Annotated in this window: 15 protein-coding genes; 7 read left to right on the plus strand and 8 right to left on the minus strand. The window is 34.9% G+C overall.

Annotated features, from left to right (window positions below; genetic code table 11):
• Positions 1-104 precede the first annotated feature (104 nt).
• Positions 105-1,010, plus strand: coding sequence for an IS982 family transposase (locus CSW08_RS10730; RefSeq protein WP_106657880.1), 906 nt, complete (start codon positions 105-107; stop codon positions 1,008-1,010).
• A 61-nt stretch (positions 1,011-1,071) separates the two neighbouring features.
• Here the strand turns inward: CSW08_RS10730 and CSW08_RS10735 are convergent, their stop codons facing one another.
• Entirely contained in the window at positions 1,072-1,638 is a 567-nt protein-coding gene (locus CSW08_RS10735; RefSeq protein WP_106659923.1) for a DNA-3-methyladenine glycosylase I, read from the minus strand.
• A gap of 96 nt (positions 1,639-1,734) precedes the next feature.
• On the opposite strand from CSW08_RS10735, the gene CSW08_RS10740 reads away from it, so the two are divergent.
• Positions 1,735-2,352 carry a thioredoxin family protein gene (locus CSW08_RS10740; protein ID WP_106659924.1) on the plus strand — a complete coding sequence of 206 codons (618 nt, stop codon included), beginning with the start codon at positions 1,735-1,737 and terminating at the stop codon, positions 2,350-2,352.
• On the opposite strand, the gene CSW08_RS10745 is transcribed toward CSW08_RS10740, so the two are convergent.
• From CSW08_RS10745 to CSW08_RS10760, 4 genes are all read right to left on the minus strand, one after another.
• Positions 2,336-3,064 (minus strand): hypothetical protein, encoded by a 729-nt coding sequence (locus tag CSW08_RS10745; protein WP_238987247.1) that lies wholly within the window; start codon positions 3,062-3,064, stop codon positions 2,336-2,338. The genes CSW08_RS10740 and CSW08_RS10745 overlap by 17 nt on opposite strands.
• 33 nt (positions 3,065-3,097) lie before the next feature.
• On the minus strand, positions 3,098-3,796 hold the full coding sequence (gene truB / locus CSW08_RS10750; protein ID WP_106659889.1) for a tRNA pseudouridine(55) synthase TruB: 699 nt from the start codon (positions 3,794-3,796) through the stop codon (positions 3,098-3,100).
• A 1-nt stretch (position 3,797) separates the two neighbouring features.
• Positions 3,798-4,583, minus strand: a complete 786-nt coding sequence (locus CSW08_RS10755; protein WP_106659890.1) for an undecaprenyl-diphosphate phosphatase — start codon at positions 4,581-4,583, stop codon at positions 3,798-3,800.
• A gap of 96 nt (positions 4,584-4,679) precedes the next feature.
• Entirely contained in the window at positions 4,680-6,005 is a 1,326-nt protein-coding gene (locus CSW08_RS10760) for a GntP family permease (protein ID WP_106659891.1), read from the minus strand.
• Positions 6,006-6,050: 45 nt separating this feature from the next.
• Between CSW08_RS10760 and CSW08_RS10765 the strand changes: the two genes are divergently transcribed.
• Positions 6,051-7,172 (plus strand): glycerate kinase, encoded by a 1,122-nt coding sequence (locus CSW08_RS10765; RefSeq protein WP_106659892.1) that lies wholly within the window; start codon positions 6,051-6,053, stop codon positions 7,170-7,172.
• Between the two features lie 5 nt (positions 7,173-7,177).
• Here CSW08_RS10765 and CSW08_RS10770 read toward each other — a convergent pair whose 3' ends face one another.
• The 3 genes from CSW08_RS10770 to CSW08_RS10780 form a co-directional block, all read right to left on the minus strand.
• On the minus strand, positions 7,178-7,432 hold the full coding sequence (locus CSW08_RS10770; protein WP_106659893.1) for a DUF3098 domain-containing protein: 255 nt from the start codon (positions 7,430-7,432) through the stop codon (positions 7,178-7,180).
• 124 nt (positions 7,433-7,556) lie between these two features.
• Complete coding sequence (locus tag CSW08_RS10775; RefSeq protein WP_106659894.1) at positions 7,557-8,435, minus strand: cell division protein FtsX; 879 nt, start codon at positions 8,433-8,435, stop codon at positions 7,557-7,559.
• 193 nt (positions 8,436-8,628) lie between these two features.
• Complete coding sequence (locus CSW08_RS10780; RefSeq protein WP_106659895.1) at positions 8,629-9,591, minus strand: DMT family transporter; 963 nt, start codon at positions 9,589-9,591, stop codon at positions 8,629-8,631.
• Positions 9,592-9,820: 229 nt separating this feature from the next.
• On the opposite strand from CSW08_RS10780, the gene CSW08_RS10785 reads away from it, so the two are divergent.
• From CSW08_RS10785 to ald, 4 genes are all read left to right on the plus strand, one after another.
• The gene (locus CSW08_RS10785) at positions 9,821-13,312 is read left to right on the plus strand and encodes a leucine--tRNA ligase (RefSeq protein WP_106659896.1); all 3,492 of its coding nucleotides are present in this window, start codon (positions 9,821-9,823) and stop codon (positions 13,310-13,312) included.
• A gap of 120 nt (positions 13,313-13,432) precedes the next feature.
• Positions 13,433-13,738 (plus strand): DUF6370 family protein, encoded by a 306-nt coding sequence (locus CSW08_RS10790; RefSeq protein ID WP_106659897.1) that lies wholly within the window; start codon positions 13,433-13,435, stop codon positions 13,736-13,738.
• Positions 13,739-13,741: 3 nt separating this feature from the next.
• Positions 13,742-13,996: a SemiSWEET family sugar transporter gene (locus CSW08_RS10795; protein WP_106659898.1), complete on the plus strand. Its 255-nt coding sequence runs from the start codon at positions 13,742-13,744 to the stop codon at positions 13,994-13,996.
• Positions 13,997-14,137: 141 nt separating this feature from the next.
• Complete coding sequence (gene ald / locus CSW08_RS10800) at positions 14,138-15,238, plus strand: alanine dehydrogenase (RefSeq protein ID WP_106659899.1); 1,101 nt, start codon at positions 14,138-14,140, stop codon at positions 15,236-15,238.
• The last annotated feature ends 72 nt before the right edge of the window (positions 15,239-15,310 follow it).

Here is a 15,310-nt window from a genome sequence, read left to right on the forward strand (position 1 = left end):
TAACGTGAGTTCGACGTAAAAAAGTTGATTTATTTATAATAAAAAAGCGAAAAATTTAGTAAATTAAAGTTCTGAATTTCAATTATATAACTAAATATTTCGCTATGATTTCCGATTCTAAAATTACTGAAATTTTCTGTTCTATTGATGATTTTTGTCTTGAATTTGTCCCTTTTTGGCAAAAAAGCCTACTGGCCAATGGAAAAAAGCGCACCAGAGCTTCAAAAATGGGCCTCTCTGAAGTAATGACCATTCAAGTGCTTTTCCATTTATCCGGGTATAAAACCTTCAAGGATTTTTATATAGGCTATGTCTCAAAACATCTAACCAGTTATTTTCCAAACCTGGTATCCTATAATCGTATGGTGGAACTCAAAGGGCAAAGCTTTATGCCCCTGGCTATTTACCTCAAAGTTTGTGGATTGGCAAATTGTACGGGGATTAGTTTTATAGATTCTACGCCCCTAAGGGTTTGTGACAAGCGAAGAATTAACCAACATAGGGTATTCAAGGATTTGGCACAAAGGGGACAATGTTCCCTGGGTTGGTTCTATGGTTTCAAATTGCACATAATCACCAATGACCAAGGCGGTATCATTGATTTTATGATAACTAAAGGCAATGTGGATGATAGAAAACCTTTACGCTTCAAAGCCTTTGTTAAAAAGCTGTTTGGGAAGCTCTTTGGTGACAAAGGCTACATCTCCAAAGATCTATTTACTGAGTTGTTCTATAATGGAGTGCATCTGGTAACCAAGCTTAAAAAGAACATGAAAACAAAACTATTGACCCCTGTGCAAGATGCTTATCATTTAAGAAAAAGGGCCATTATCGAAACTATTTTTGACCAACTCAAGAACATTTGCCAAGTTGAACATTCTAGACATAGAAGCGTAACCAACTACTTCAATAATATTTTTGCCTCACTTATTGCCTATAATTTTAAAGATAGAAAACCTTCTTTAAAAAACAACTTCGTCGATACAAAGCAACTGTATTTAACTTTATAATTACATCGAACTCACGTTAATTAGAGTTTTTCTAATTTAAAAATCTTTGTTTGGCGAAATTTTAAACCTCACCATACCTAAAACAATCAACTTCATGGTCATTAACCATACCAGTGGCTTGCATATGTGCATATATAACGGTAGAGCCTACAAATTTAAAACCTCGTTTTTTTAGGTCTTTGCTTAAGGCATCACTAATGGAGGTGGTTGGAAGAGCTTCTTTATAATTTTTAAGTTTATTGATAATAGGTTTGCCATCAACAAATCCCCAAATATAGTTGCTAAAACTGCCAAACTCCTTTTGTACGGTCATAAAAGCTTGGGCATTGGTAATGGTGGCATTAATTTTTAATTTATTTCTAATGATACCAGCATCCTGTAATAAGGTGTCAATTTTATCTTGATTGTACGTGGCTATTTTTTTGTAATCAAAATTATCAAAGGCCTTTCTGAAATTTTCACGTTTACGCAATATGGTTATCCAGCTTAAGCCAGCCTGAAACGTTTCTAAAATTAAAAACTCAAAAAGTTTATTGTCATCATAAACAGGAACACCCCATTCTTCATCATGGTATGTTTCATAAAGCGCATCACCAAGGCACCAACCGCATCTATGTTTTTCAATCATAATATTTTTTGTGAGTATTAAAATAAAAGCATGATAAAAGTCATCTTTAAAGTAATACCAAGATACTAATTTTGTTTTTATTAAATGATGAAAATAATGGATGCAATTATTGAAAATGCCTTGCAAAATAGTATGTCATACCAAGAATATAGAGATTTAGTAAAGCAATTGATAGAACAAAAATCTACGACGGGACATACAAAAACTGAAGAATTGGCAAATTATACCATGCTTAATGATAAAAGAATGAAGCGATGGGACAAAACCATTATAGTGCCTAAAGATATTGAAAAGAAGATAAAGTCGTTTAACGAACAGGTTACTTGGTTGGTTATAGTAGAAAGTTGGTGTGGTGACGGCGCCCATACTTTGCCGGTTCTTAATAAGTTAGCTGAGTTACATAACCATATTGATTTAAAAGTGGTTCTTCGTGATGAAAATCCAGAATTGATGGATGCTTTTTTAACTGATGGAACTAAATCCATTCCCAAATTGATTATGATTGACACAAAATCTGGCAACGTTATACATACGTATGGCCCCAGACCTAGTGAAGCAGCAGCTTATGTAAACAGATTTAAGGCTAAGTATGGTAAATTAACGCCAGAATTTAAAAAAGATTTACAATATTGGTATAATACAAATAAAGGCTTAAATGTTATGGAAGATGTTGTTGAAGCACTTTGTAGATTAAAGCCTAATTTTTGCCAATAAAATAAAAAGTAATGGATCCTACTTGCGTTTTTTTAGATGGATCGGCACTAAATTGTGAGTTCTTAGCATATTCAAGAGCATGCCCAATTAAACAATCATTGTTTGATGTCGATGAGTTGTTTAAATAGGTGTCAATAACATTTCCTTTGTCATTTACGGTAATATTTATTACTATTTTCCCGTCTACTTCACAAAGGTACACGGGTATAGGAATATAAACTTTTTTTCTGTCAACCAATGAAAAGCTGATGGTACTTTTCGTGTTGACACTTTCAGTTTGCTGTTTTTTTAATAAATCATTTACTTTACTGAAAGACGATAGATCTTCTTTATTTACAGCAGGTTTAAGAGGTTTTTGTTCACTTACAGCACTAGAATTATCACCATCGCCATCATCATTATCTTCACTGGGTTTATTGTATTCGTAATCTTCTGGCGGGGCTATGGTTTTGTATGCTTGTGCGAATTGTTTGTTATCGGCAGTTTCATTAAAAGCACTGTTCGTTTCAGCTTTAGTATTATTTAATTTTTCTAAAGCCTCAAGGATTTTAACGTCTTCTTCAGTCAATTCTTTTTCTGGTTCCATTTCATAATAACTTTCAGAAGCTAATTCACCGCGTTGTTTTAAGTTAAAATTGAAAACAGAAAGCACCACAGTTCCAGTCAGGAAAAAGGTTATAAGTAGGGCTTTATGTTGATCTGTTAGGTTCAAATCGATAGTAATGTTTACGAAATATACGTAAAATTAAATAATATAGTTGTTAAGTGATTTAACAAATTGGTCAACAGTAATAGCATTAGCTACATTAAAGTCCCCAATTTTTGTTCTTCTTAAGGCCGATAAGTGTGCACCAGATTGCAAGGCTTTTCCAAAATCATGAGCTAAGGAACGGATATAAGTTCCTTTACTACAAACCACCCTGAAATCAACATTTAGTGCATCCTTTTTTATGATTTCAAATGTTTCAATTGTAACGAGTCTGGAATTAATTTCAACATCTTCACCCGCTCTAGCAAATTCATAAAGGCGTTTACCATCTTTTTTTATGGCTGAAAATACTGGCGGATATTGTTGAATGTCACCAGTAAACTGTTTCGTGGTTTCTTCAATTAATTTATGGGTAATGTGTTCGGTTGGAAAGGTTTCGTTTATGTCCGTCTCTAAATCGTATGAAGGCGTTGTGCTACCCAAAATCAACGTCCCTGTATATTCCTTTATTTGTGTTTGAAACGTATCAATTTGCTTTGTCATTTTACCGGTACAAATAATTAAAAGTCCCGTTGCCAAAGGGTCTAAAGTGCCAGCATGACCAACTTTAATGTTTTTAAGCTTGAACCTTTGCTTTAGTTCCCAACGTAATTTATTGACGACTTGAAAAGATGTCCAATGTAATGGTTTGTCTATGAGTAAAATTTGACCCGATTGATAGTCTTCCGCAGTCATTTTAGATAATGGTTAGCTTTTGAATGAAGAAATGTATAAGAAGGATGCAAGCTCCTGCAATAATTCTGTAATATCCAAAAAGTTTAAATCCGTGTTTGCTTAAATAATTAATGAAAGATTTAATGGCAATTAATGCCACAATAAAGCCAACAACGTTACCAATTATTAAAAGATTAACTTCGTCTTGAGACAACTGAAAGCCTGCCTTATAATAATCATAACTTTTTTTAGCAGTGGCACCTAACATGGTTGGAACAGCCAAGAAAAATGAAAATTCTGCAGCAACAGTTCTCGATAATTTTTGGCTCATACCGCCAACGATACTCGCACCACTTCTTGACACACCTGGAATCATTGCCAAACATTGGAAAAAGCCGATTTTTAAAGCAGTCATATAAGATATTTCCGTGCCTTCTTCATTGCCAAACCAATCGTCAACCTTTAATAAAAAAAAGCCACCAATAATTAATGAAACAGCAACGGTTATGGGATTTTCCAATAAGCCATCAATAGCATCGCTAAACAATAAACCTAAAATAACGGCCGGGATAAAAGCCACCAATAATTTAAAATAGAAGTCTAAACTTTGGAAAAATCGCTTGAAATAAAGAACGATAACAGACATAATGGTTCCCAACTGAATCACAATGGTAAAAAGTTTTGTAAAGTCTTCGTGGGCAATACCAAAGAAAGAGGACACAACAATCATATGCCCTGTGGAAGATACCGGTAAAAATTCGGTTAAGCCTTCAACAATAGCTAGAATAATAGCTTCAATTAAATTCATGCTGCAAAAATATATAATAACATAAGGAAATCATACATGTTAGTGTTAATAATATTAAATTTTTAAGTTTATGAAATTAGATGAATTTAAATGAATTTAAATGAAAATCCAGCCTAAAATCATGATTAAAATTATGCCAACAATACCTTGAAGAAATGTGGAAACAGTTTGTGTTTTTAAAGCAGTTGTAGTATTCATTCCTGAAAATTGAGCCACCACCCAAAAGTAACTATCGTTTAAATGCGAAACAGTCATAGCACCAGCGCCAATGGCCAGAACGGTTAATGCCCGTCCCATCGAGGAATCCAACCCAAAGGATGCTAAAATTGGAGCCATAATAGCAGCGGTAGTTATTATTGAAACAGTTGAGGATCCTTGTGCTGTTTTTAATAAAGCAGCAATTATAAAGGGTAAAAATAGACCTAAATTTGAATCAGAAAATTTATTGCCAATAATATTTCCAATTCCTGTGGCTTGTAATATAGAACCAAATGCACCTCCAGCACCTGTAATTAAAATAATAATACCTGCTTCCTTTAAACCATTTGTAACCCAATCATAATGTGTCGCCTCTTTCACATTGGTTTTTAGTTTAAAAGCAAGAAAAACACCAATTAACAAAGCTATTACAGGGTTTCCAATAAAATTTGTAAAATCAAACAATAAGCCTTCACCCAATGGATGTGTTGGGTAATTTGAAATAGATTTTAGAGCTATTAAAACAATAGGGATGACTATAGGCATAAAAGCAGTAGATGTTTTAGGGATTGTTTGGTTTTTAGAATCCGTAACAGAATCGTGATTATTAGATATATTTTTATAATGGCGTTCAATGTATTTGGCCCAAAAAAATCCAATTAGAGAAACGGGTATTGCGATAACTAATCCCAAAAGAATAACCAATCCTAAATCGGCGTTTAAAGCGGCTGTTGCTGCCAAAGGGCCTGGTGTTGGAGGGACAAAAACATGGGTTGAATATAATCCCGCAGCCAAAGAAACAGCTAAAACTACCACGGGAATTTTGCTACTTTTACTAATAGCTTTATTTAATGATGAAAGGATAATAAATCCCGAATCACAATACACAGGAATGGAAACAATAAAACCTGTAATATTCATTGCTAAAATAGAACGTTTTGCGCCAATAGCGCTTAAAGCCCAATTGGCCAATGTTTTAGCGCCACCGCTTTTTTCTAAATAAGCACCTATAATAGTTCCAAAAGCAATAATAATTCCAATACTGCCGAGTGTTTTTCCAAATCCGTTAGTAAGTGCTGTTGTAATTTCTTCTTCACTTAACTCACCCACAAAACCCATGATAATTCCAGCCATTAATAAAGAGAGAAAAGGATGAAATTTATATTTTGAAGCCGCAATAACCATTAGTGCCACAACAACTAACAAGACGATTAAAATCTCCATACTTTCTTATCTTTGTTTAGAACTAAAGTACTAATAAATTTATTCATGAAATTTGTATTGGCTCCAGATAAATTTAAAGGCTCTTTAACGGGGATAGAATTTTGTAAAGTTGTAGAAGAAAGTTTAATCAAAGAGCTTCCAAATGCTGAAATAATAAAATTACCACTTGCCGATGGTGGTGATGGCACAATTGATATTTTAGAATATCATTTAAAAGGGATACGCATAAATGTAAAAGTTAATGATCCGTTACTCAGACCGATTGTTTCCTCTTACTTGTATATAACTTCTATTAAAATGGCATTTATTGAAATGGCAGAAGCATCTGGCATGACTCTTTTAAAACCGGAAGAACAGAATTGTTTTTATACAACCTCGCTTGGAACAGGAGAACTTATTAAAGATGCTATTGAAAAAGGAGCAAAAACAATTATTCTTGGAATTGGAGGCAGTGCTACGAATGATTGCGGTATTGGTATGGCAAGAGCCTTAGGTTATAAATTTGAAGATAAAAATGGTGTTGAACTTAGCCCTATTGGGAAAAACCTGTCAAAAATACACTTCATAAATTCGGAGAATGTACTTCAAGTTTTAAATGATATAAAATTTAAAGTAGCCTGTGATGTTACTAATCCATTATTTGGAACTAATGGAGCCGCTTTTGTTTATGGACCACAAAAAGGAGCTTCTAAAGACGAAATAAAAATATTAGATGAAGGGTTGAAACATATGTCCAATATATTTATAAGTCAGTTTGGAAAAGATGTTCAGAACATAAAAGGGGCAGGTGCTGCTGGGGGTATGGGTGCAGGGGTTATGGTTTTTTTAAATGCAGAATTAAAATCTGGCATTGATTTGGTTAAAAGTTTGATTGATTTTGATGGAAAAATTAAAGATGCCGATTGGATTATTACAGGAGAAGGCAGGTTAGATTCCCAAACACTTTCAGGAAAAGCTATTCAAGGGGTTTTAACATCTGCAAGACAAAACAATATTCCTGTTGCAGCCTTTTGCGGAAGTATATCACTTTCTGAGCAAGAAGTAAATACCTTGGGTATTTCTTATGTAGATTCTGTTATCAACGAAGCCAAAAATCTAGAAGATGCCGTGGCAAATGGAGCTGATTATCTTTCTAAAATAACCACTAGGTTTGTTAAAACATTGTAAATTATTTATTTATTATTAGGATCCAATAAAATGGCATACACTTGAAAACCAAAACCAATTAGAATTAAAGTTGGCGCTAAGCGAATTCGTCTCCAGTTAAAAATATCTGGATTAAAAACATTAGGGTCATCACTACCGCCACCAGCCATTAACATATAGCCCAAAGCGATACAAGCCAATCCTATAAACATGAATTTGTAATTTTTTCTCCCAAAAACAAATCCATCCCTAGAGTCTTCTTTACGTTTTTTCTCTCCCATAATTATCTTTCTCAAAAGATTTTAGTGCAAAATAACAGATTTATTTAAAACAATAGCGTTAATGGAAATCTAATTTATGAATTTTAAGACTCAATCCCGATAGCTATCGGGACCAATACCCAAGTTAATAATAAAGATCGTCTGTCTTTAAATTTAAAAAGCGTTGTGTTGCAATATGTGTACTTATCCAAGTGATTACGATTCCCAAGGCAAAAACGCCAACAAACAAAAGCGTAACCAACACAGGATTGCTAAGCAAATGCAGTTCGCTAAAGGTTTTGTTTAAATAATAGAGAACGATTGCCATACCTATTAACGCTACAACGGCTCCAATAATGCCTAGGCGCACACTTTGCCAAACAAAAGGGCGTCTAATAAATTGCTTGGTAGCACCAACCATTTGCATGGTTTTTATGGTAAATCGTTTGGAATATACCGCCAATCTGATAGAACTATTTATAAGTAACACAGCAATTAAAGTGAAAATGCCACTTATGACCAATACCCAAAAGCTTATTTTTTTAACGTTATCATTCATTAAGTTTACTAAGTCGTTGTCGTAAGTCACCTCGTCCACAAAGTTTTTGGAAGTAGCCTCTTCAGAAATTTTTTCAAGTTGTTCCGAAGTCACAAAATCGGCTTTTAAATGTACATCAATACTATTTTGCAACGGATTGTACCCCACAAAATCCATGAAATCTTCACCGTTTTCGGCTTTCATTATCTCAGCAGCTTGTTCTTTAGAGACATATTCAATGGATTTTACATAGTCAGACAATGCCAAACTTTTTTCAAGTTGTTTTGTTTCAACGTCTTTTGCAGATTCTTTCAAATAGATGGTAAGCACCACCTGTTCCTTGAAATGATCGGATACTTTTTTGGCATTCAGGACCAACATGCCTAATAACCCTAATAAAAAAAGCACCAAAGCAATACTTAATACTACTGAAAAATAAGAAGAAATTAGTCGGCGTTTTTGGTCTTTTTCAAATCTTGAACTCATAGCATAGTGCGGTTGAAGTTGTAAAAATAATAAAGAATATGAAAAGAAACTTCAAAAGACACAAGTCTTTTGATTTCAAATAAAATTGTCTTTCCCGCAAAAGCGGGAATCTCACTAAAGAAAACTAAAAGTTTCAATATAAGTTTTTCATTATCATGTAAACGATTAAACTTTAAATATTGTTTTTTATTGTCTATTTATTAACCAACTGTTTTTGTGGTTTACTAACCAAATAAACCCCGAGAACAACTAGTAAACAACTTAATATTTTCACTAAGTTAATATCTTTGGAATAGGTGTCATCCATTAAAGTATAAGCAAAAATGCTTACCATGATAAAGCTAACCGCTGGTTGAAAATACACATAACTACTGTTTACGGAAGGGGATACATAATTAAGGGCATAAACATTCAAAAGATAGGTAAGAAAGGTGCTAAACAAAATAACGTAGCCCATTTGCAAATAATTTACTGTAGTAAAAGCATCAAAATTGGTGGTAAAAACTTTGTGGATTCCAAAAGGAAGCACATAAATAAAGCCGAATAAAAAGATCCAACTGATTATTGTAATGGCATGGTATTTTTTCATTAAAGGTTTTACAAGCACCAAATAGAGACCATAGGTACAAGCATTTAAAAACACAAACAAATTACCTACAAAAGAACTGGTTCCAACAGCATTATTGCCATATAGAACAAGAGCGATAGCACCTGCACCACCAATGGTAATACCCAACAATTTATTTTTTGTAATGGGTTCTTTTAAAATAAGCAAACTAAAAACCAAAACGATTATGGGCGTAAATGTCATGATTATAGAGGCATCAATAGGGGATGTTAAGCTAATGCCATAAAAAAATACTAGCTGATTTACTGAGGCACCAAAAACAGCACAAGCAGCAAGTCTTAATAAATCTTTTGGGATTACCTTTTCCTTGACAAACAAAAATTTGATAAGCCAGAATAAAAGGGCACTTACTCCCAGACGTACAAGTACCATTGCAGTAGGATTTATTTTTTCAGGCATAATACCTTTAGCTATAATATAATTGGCACCATAAATAGTATTGGCTCCTAGTAAAGCTAGATGGGCTTTGGTTGAATTGCTTATCAAAAAAAGGAAGTGTTGCTTAAGTGGCAAAATTACAAATTGCATTTTAAAGACATGTTAATCTAACTTATTAATTTGTGCTAAAAGTGATGTTGATTAATTAGATGCAAACCTTTACTGTTTTCTATTTAAAAACGTAAATTTGCTACCTGAAATTCGTCATTCAGAGCGAAGCGTGGGAATCTGTTTAATAATAATTTCATATTATAAAGATTGCCACGTCTCCCGATAGCTATCGGACTTTTCGCAATGGCGTAAATATTTGCAGTAAATAATGAAATACAATTTCAACGAGATAGAAGCCAAATGGCAAAAATATTGGGCCGATAACCAAACGTTTAAAGCAAAAAACCCTCCCCTTTTGGGTGAGATGGAGGGGGCTCCTAAATTTTACGTGTTAGATATGTTTCCGTACCCAAGCGGTGCTGGCTTACACGTGGGGCATCCGTTAGGCTATATCGCTTCCGATATTTATGCACGTTACAAACGCCATAAAGGCTTTAACGTATTGCATCCGCAAGGTTATGATAGTTTTGGCTTGCCAGCGGAACAATATGCCATTCAAACAGGACAACATCCAGCGTTGACAACCGAAGAAAACATTAAAACGTATCGTCGTCAATTAGACCAAATCGGATTTTCATTTGATTGGTCGCGTGAAGTGCGAACATCCGACCCAAGTTATTATAAATGGACCCAATGGATTTTCATTCAATTGTTCAATTCTTGGTATAATAAGGATAGTAATAAAGCTGAAGACATTTCAGAACTCATAAAGATATTTGCTTCGGAAGGAAATTTAAAAGTGAACGCTGTTTGCGATGATACTATCGAATCCTTTTCTGCGGAAGCATGGAACGCTTTTGATACCGTTAAACAACAACAAATTTTATTACAATATAGATTGACTTATTTGGCTGAAACCGAAGTGAACTGGTGTCCTGCATTGGGAACGGTTTTGGCAAATGATGAAATAGTCAATGGCGTTTCCGAACGTGGTGGTCATCCCGTTATCCGTAAAAAGATGACCCAATGGAGCATGCGCATTTCGGCTTATGCTGAGCGTTTGCTTCAAGGTTTGGAAACCATCGATTGGACGGAATCTTTAAAAGAAACCCAACGTAACTGGATAGGGAAATCGGTTGGGGCTTCTGTATTTTTCCCCATCCTATCCTTCCCCAAGGGGGAAGAGAAAGCAGGCTCTGAAAAGCGACCTGGATATTTGACTGGGGGTAATAATTCTCATTTAATTTTAGAAAGGGCTAAAGAGATGCGTGCAAATCCAACTCTGGCAGAAGCAGCTCTTTGGGAACAATTAAGGAATAAAAACCTTGATGCAAAGTTTAGACAACAGCATTTAATAGAAGATTATATTGTCGATTTTGTTTGCTTAGATAAAAAATTGATTGTCGAAGTAGATGGTAAAATCCATGATTCTCAAATAGAAGAAGATGCTAAGCGAACCGAAATTCTAGAAAATAATTACTACAAAGTCATTCGATTTACCAATGATGAAGTTTTAGGAAATATTGAAGGTGTTTTAAAAACGATTCAAGAAGAATTATCTAAAAGAGCATCGGTTAAGAATACGCAAGTTCCCCCTTCGGGGGCTAGGGGGATTGAAGTTTTCACAACCCGCCCCGACACCATTTTCGGAGTGTCATTTATGACATTAGCTCCAGAACACGAACTAGTATCTCAAATCACAAGCCCAGCACAAAAAGCTGAGGTGGAAGCCTATATTGAAGCAACAGCCAAACGTAGCGAACGCGATAGAATGGCGGATGTAAAAACCATTTCCGGAGCATTTACTGGGGCGTATGCAGAACATCCGTTTACCAAAGAACCTATTCCGGTGTGGATTGGCGATTACGTGCTAGCAGGTTACGGAACAGGTGCTGTAATGTCTGTGCCATGTGGTGACCAACGTGATTACGATTTTGCAAAACATTTCAATATCCCTATTCTAAACATTTTCTCGATAACCAACCCCCCTCCTTCGGAGGGGTCGGGGGAGGATAAAGCTTTTACTGAAAAGTCTGGATTTGTTTTAATGAATTCAGGGTTTTTAAATGGATTAAGCTACAAAGAAGCCACTCAAAAAGTCATTATTGAACTTGAAAAACTAGGACAAGGACAAGGTAAAACCAATTACCGTTTGCGTGATGCGGTATTTAGTCGCCAGCGTTATTGGGGCGAGCCATTCCCAGTGTATTATGTAGATGGGATGCCACAAATGATTGATGCCAAACATTTACCCATAAAATTACCAGAAGTTGAAAAATATTTACCAACCGAAACTGGCGAGCCACCTTTAGGTAACGCTAAAAAATGGTATTGGTTGCAATACGGCGATAAAGCAGACATAGTCTCTAAAGAGGAGTTTGATAATTCCTCCCCTTTGGGGAGGTTAGGTGGGGCTTTAGAACTCAACACCATGCCAGGTTGGGCAGGGAGTTCGTGGTATTTTAATCGTTATATGGATGAGCATAACGAAAACGAGTTTGCCAGTAAAGAAGCCTTAAACTATTGGAAAGATGTTGATTTATACATTGGTGGCAGCGAACACGCCACAGGCCATTTATTATACTCGCGTTTTTGGCAAAAATTCTTGTTTGATAAAGGATTGGTGCCTGTGGATGAATATGCCAAAAAGCTGATTAACCAGGGGATGATTTTGGGGACTAGTGCTTTTGTTAAAAATTTAAATTTTGTCTTTAAATACAAAAGTGAAGAAGATTTAATTGAGGATACACCTACGGCTTCAGTTTATTTTGCTCCATTATATGTGTCTAATAATATTTTAAAAGATAAAGAGAGACTTGAAAAATTATTAATTGATTTAATAAACTCTAATAGCAAGTTTAAAACTCTTAAAAATTATATTCAATCAGGAAAATTTGAAACAGAACCGGAAATTTTCTTTTATGAAAAACATGCTGATGTTTCTTTCGTAAATGCATCAGATGAATTGAATATTGAAGCCTTCAAAAATTGGAGAGAAGAATATAAAAATGCTGAATTTATTTGTGAAGAAGACGGGACTTTCAGAGTAAAACGCGAAGTGGAAAAAATGTCCAAATCCAAATACAATGTGGTCAATCCAGACCAAATTTGTGTTGAATATGGTGCCGACAGCTTACGTCTTTACGAAATGTTTTTAGGGCCTTTAGAACAATACAAACCTTGGAATACAGCAGGAATTACAGGTGTTCATGGTTTCCTTAAAAAACTGTGGAGATTATATCACCAAGGAGAAAACGAAAGCTTCTACGTAACGAGTTCCCCTCCTTCGGAGGGGTTAGGGGAGGCTCTTAAAACCCTCCACAAAACCATCAAAAAAGTTCAAGAAGATATCGAGAATTTCTCATTCAATACATCGGTGTCCTCATTTATGATTGCCGTTAACGAATTAACTGAGCAAAAATGTACCAGCAAAGAGATTCTTGAGCCGCTATTGATTTTATTGTCACCCTATGCACCACATATTGCTGAAGAATTATGGAGTCAGTTAGGGCATGCCGAATCCATTTCAACAGCACCATTTCCAAAATTTTATGCTAGCCATTTGGTAGAAAGCAGTAAAAATTACCCGATTTCTTTCAATGGGAAAATGCGATTTACTTTAGAATTGCCAATGGATTTTAATCCACAACAAATTGAAGAAGCGGTGATGGCACACGAAAAAACACAAGAACAATTACAAGGACGTGTTCCTAAAAAAGTGATTATTGTTCCCGGAAAAATAGTAAATATTGTAGGTTAACGTCATTACGAGGAGCGCAGCGACGTGGTAATCTGTTCAATATAAAGTTTAATTAAAAAGATTGCCACAACTTTTTATCAAAAGTTTCGCAATGAACGTTCTAAATTAAAATTTTAAACAATGAAACACATATATATTATTTCGATTCTTTTTCTGTTTATGGCATGCTCAAATAGTAAACCAAAAAAACAAACTGTAGAATTGTCTTGCGGCCAATGTCAATTTGGATTGACTTCTCAAAAAGGTTGCGATTTAGCAGTTCGTATTAATGAAAAGGCTTATTTTGTAGATGGCGCAGATATAGACGAATTCGGTGATGCTCATGATGAAAATTCCGGATTTTGTGAAGTCATTAGAAAAGCAGAAGTGGAAGGCGAATTAATTAATAATAGGTTTAAAGTAACAACCGTAAAGTTACTGGATTAATATATGGAAATCATCGGATTTATTGCGGCAACACTTACTACAGCTGCCTTTTTACCACAAGTTTATAAAACATGGAAAACCAAGGATGTTTCCGCGTTGTCGTTGCCCATGCTTTTAATGTTTTTTGTTGGGGTTTTTATTTGGCTGATATATGGTTACTATAAAAACAGTCCGTCTATGATCGTGGCAAATGCCATCACATTGTGTTCCGCCTTTTTACTTATTTATTTTAAGATAAAATACGCCAAAACCCCCTGAATATCGGACTCGTTTTATTGTTTTTTCAGTAAATCAATCATTTCGTCTAAAAAAATTCACAAAATTTAATATATATTTCATTATTCTCAATCTAATATTTTAATTTTGCCAATGAAGTGACTATTCAAATAATTAATACTTATGAAAATTGGTGTTCCCATAGAAATTAAAAATAATGAAAACAGAGTAGGTATGACACCTTCTGGTGTATTCGAACTGACTAAGAGAAACCACACCGTTTACGTGCAAAAAAATGCAGGTTTTGGCAGTGGTTTTTTTGATAAGGATTACACGAAAGCTGGTGCTACAATTCTTGATACTATTGAAGAGGTTTATACTGCGGCAGACATGATTGTTAAAGTTAAAGAACCTATTGAAAAAGAATATGATTTGATTAAACCACATCATGTTGTGTTTACCTATTTTCATTTTGCTTCAAGCGAACCGCTTACAAAAGCCATGATTAAAACTAAAGCGGCTTGCATTGCTTACGAAACCGTTGAAGATCATGATGGCACCTTGCCGTTGTTAATCCCCATGTCTGAAGTAGCTGGTAGAATGTCCATTCAACAAGGTGCCAAATATCTTGAAAAACCTATTAAAGGAAGAGGCGTTTTACTTGGTGGTGTACCAGGTGTACCTCCGGGAAAAGTATTGGTTCTAGGCGCTGGCATTGTCGGTATTCAAGCAGCTAAAATGGCTGCGGGTTTAGGTGCGAACGTTATTATCATGGATGTAAACATGAAGCAATTACGTCATGTTTGCGATATCATGCCTAAAAATGTCATTACCGAATTTTCTAATGAATATAATATTAGAAAACATATTAAGGATTCCGATTTAATTATTGGTGGTGTGTTATTAAAAGGAGCAAAAGCTCCTAAGTTAATCACGAGAGACATGCTTAAAGATATGCGCCCGGGAACCGTAATTGTAGATGTGGCGGTAGACCAAGGCGGCTGTTTTGAAACTACCAAAGCAACCACCCATGAAGCACCAACCTATATTATTGATGATGTGGTGCATTATTGTGTTGCCAATATGCCGGGAGCTGTTCCTTATACGTCTACAGTAGCGTTAACCAATGTCACCTTGCCTTACGTTATTAAATTAGCAAACGAAGGATGGAAACAAGCTTGCCAGAACAGCGCACCCTTGAATAAAGGACTAAATATTGTGAATGGGAACATTGTATACAAAGAAATAGCTGAAGCGTTTAATTTAGAATTTTCAGCATCATAAATCATTTATCTGACAAAATTTCAGATTGTATAATTGGCGTTATTATTGCTATATTTATTTCGTAAATTAATT

Source organism: Confluentibacter flavum (assembly GCF_002843175.1).
GTDB classification, from domain to species: domain Bacteria; phylum Bacteroidota; class Bacteroidia; order Flavobacteriales; family Flavobacteriaceae; genus Confluentibacter; species Confluentibacter flavum.

Excerpts from the sequence above, each read along its gene's own strand:
- CSW08_RS10730 (WP_106657880.1), top strand. The coding sequence starts at position 105 with ATGATTTCCGATTCTAAAATTACTGAAATTTTCTGTTCTATTGATGAT.
- CSW08_RS10735 (WP_106659923.1), bottom strand. The coding sequence starts at position 1,638 with ATGATTGAAAAACATAGATGCGGTTGGTGCCTTGGTGATGCGCTTTAT.
- CSW08_RS10740 (WP_106659924.1), top strand. The coding sequence starts at position 1,735 with ATGGATGCAATTATTGAAAATGCCTTGCAAAATAGTATGTCATACCAA.
- truB (WP_106659889.1), bottom strand. The coding sequence starts at position 3,796 with ATGACTGCGGAAGACTATCAATCGGGTCAAATTTTACTCATAGACAAA.
- CSW08_RS10755 (WP_106659890.1), bottom strand. The coding sequence starts at position 4,583 with ATGAATTTAATTGAAGCTATTATTCTAGCTATTGTTGAAGGCTTAACC.
- CSW08_RS10760 (WP_106659891.1), bottom strand. The coding sequence starts at position 6,005 with ATGGAGATTTTAATCGTCTTGTTAGTTGTTGTGGCACTAATGGTTATT.
- CSW08_RS10765 (WP_106659892.1), top strand. The coding sequence starts at position 6,051 with ATGAAATTTGTATTGGCTCCAGATAAATTTAAAGGCTCTTTAACGGGG.
- CSW08_RS10770 (WP_106659893.1), bottom strand. The coding sequence starts at position 7,432 with ATGGGAGAGAAAAAACGTAAAGAAGACTCTAGGGATGGATTTGTTTTT.
- CSW08_RS10775 (WP_106659894.1), bottom strand. The coding sequence starts at position 8,435 with ATGAGTTCAAGATTTGAAAAAGACCAAAAACGCCGACTAATTTCTTCT.
- CSW08_RS10780 (WP_106659895.1), bottom strand. The coding sequence starts at position 9,591 with ATGCAATTTGTAATTTTGCCACTTAAGCAACACTTCCTTTTTTTGATA.
- CSW08_RS10785 (WP_106659896.1), top strand. The coding sequence starts at position 9,821 with ATGAAATACAATTTCAACGAGATAGAAGCCAAATGGCAAAAATATTGG.
- CSW08_RS10790 (WP_106659897.1), top strand. The coding sequence starts at position 13,433 with ATGAAACACATATATATTATTTCGATTCTTTTTCTGTTTATGGCATGC.
- CSW08_RS10795 (WP_106659898.1), top strand. The coding sequence starts at position 13,742 with ATGGAAATCATCGGATTTATTGCGGCAACACTTACTACAGCTGCCTTT.
- ald (WP_106659899.1), top strand. The coding sequence starts at position 14,138 with ATGAAAATTGGTGTTCCCATAGAAATTAAAAATAATGAAAACAGAGTA.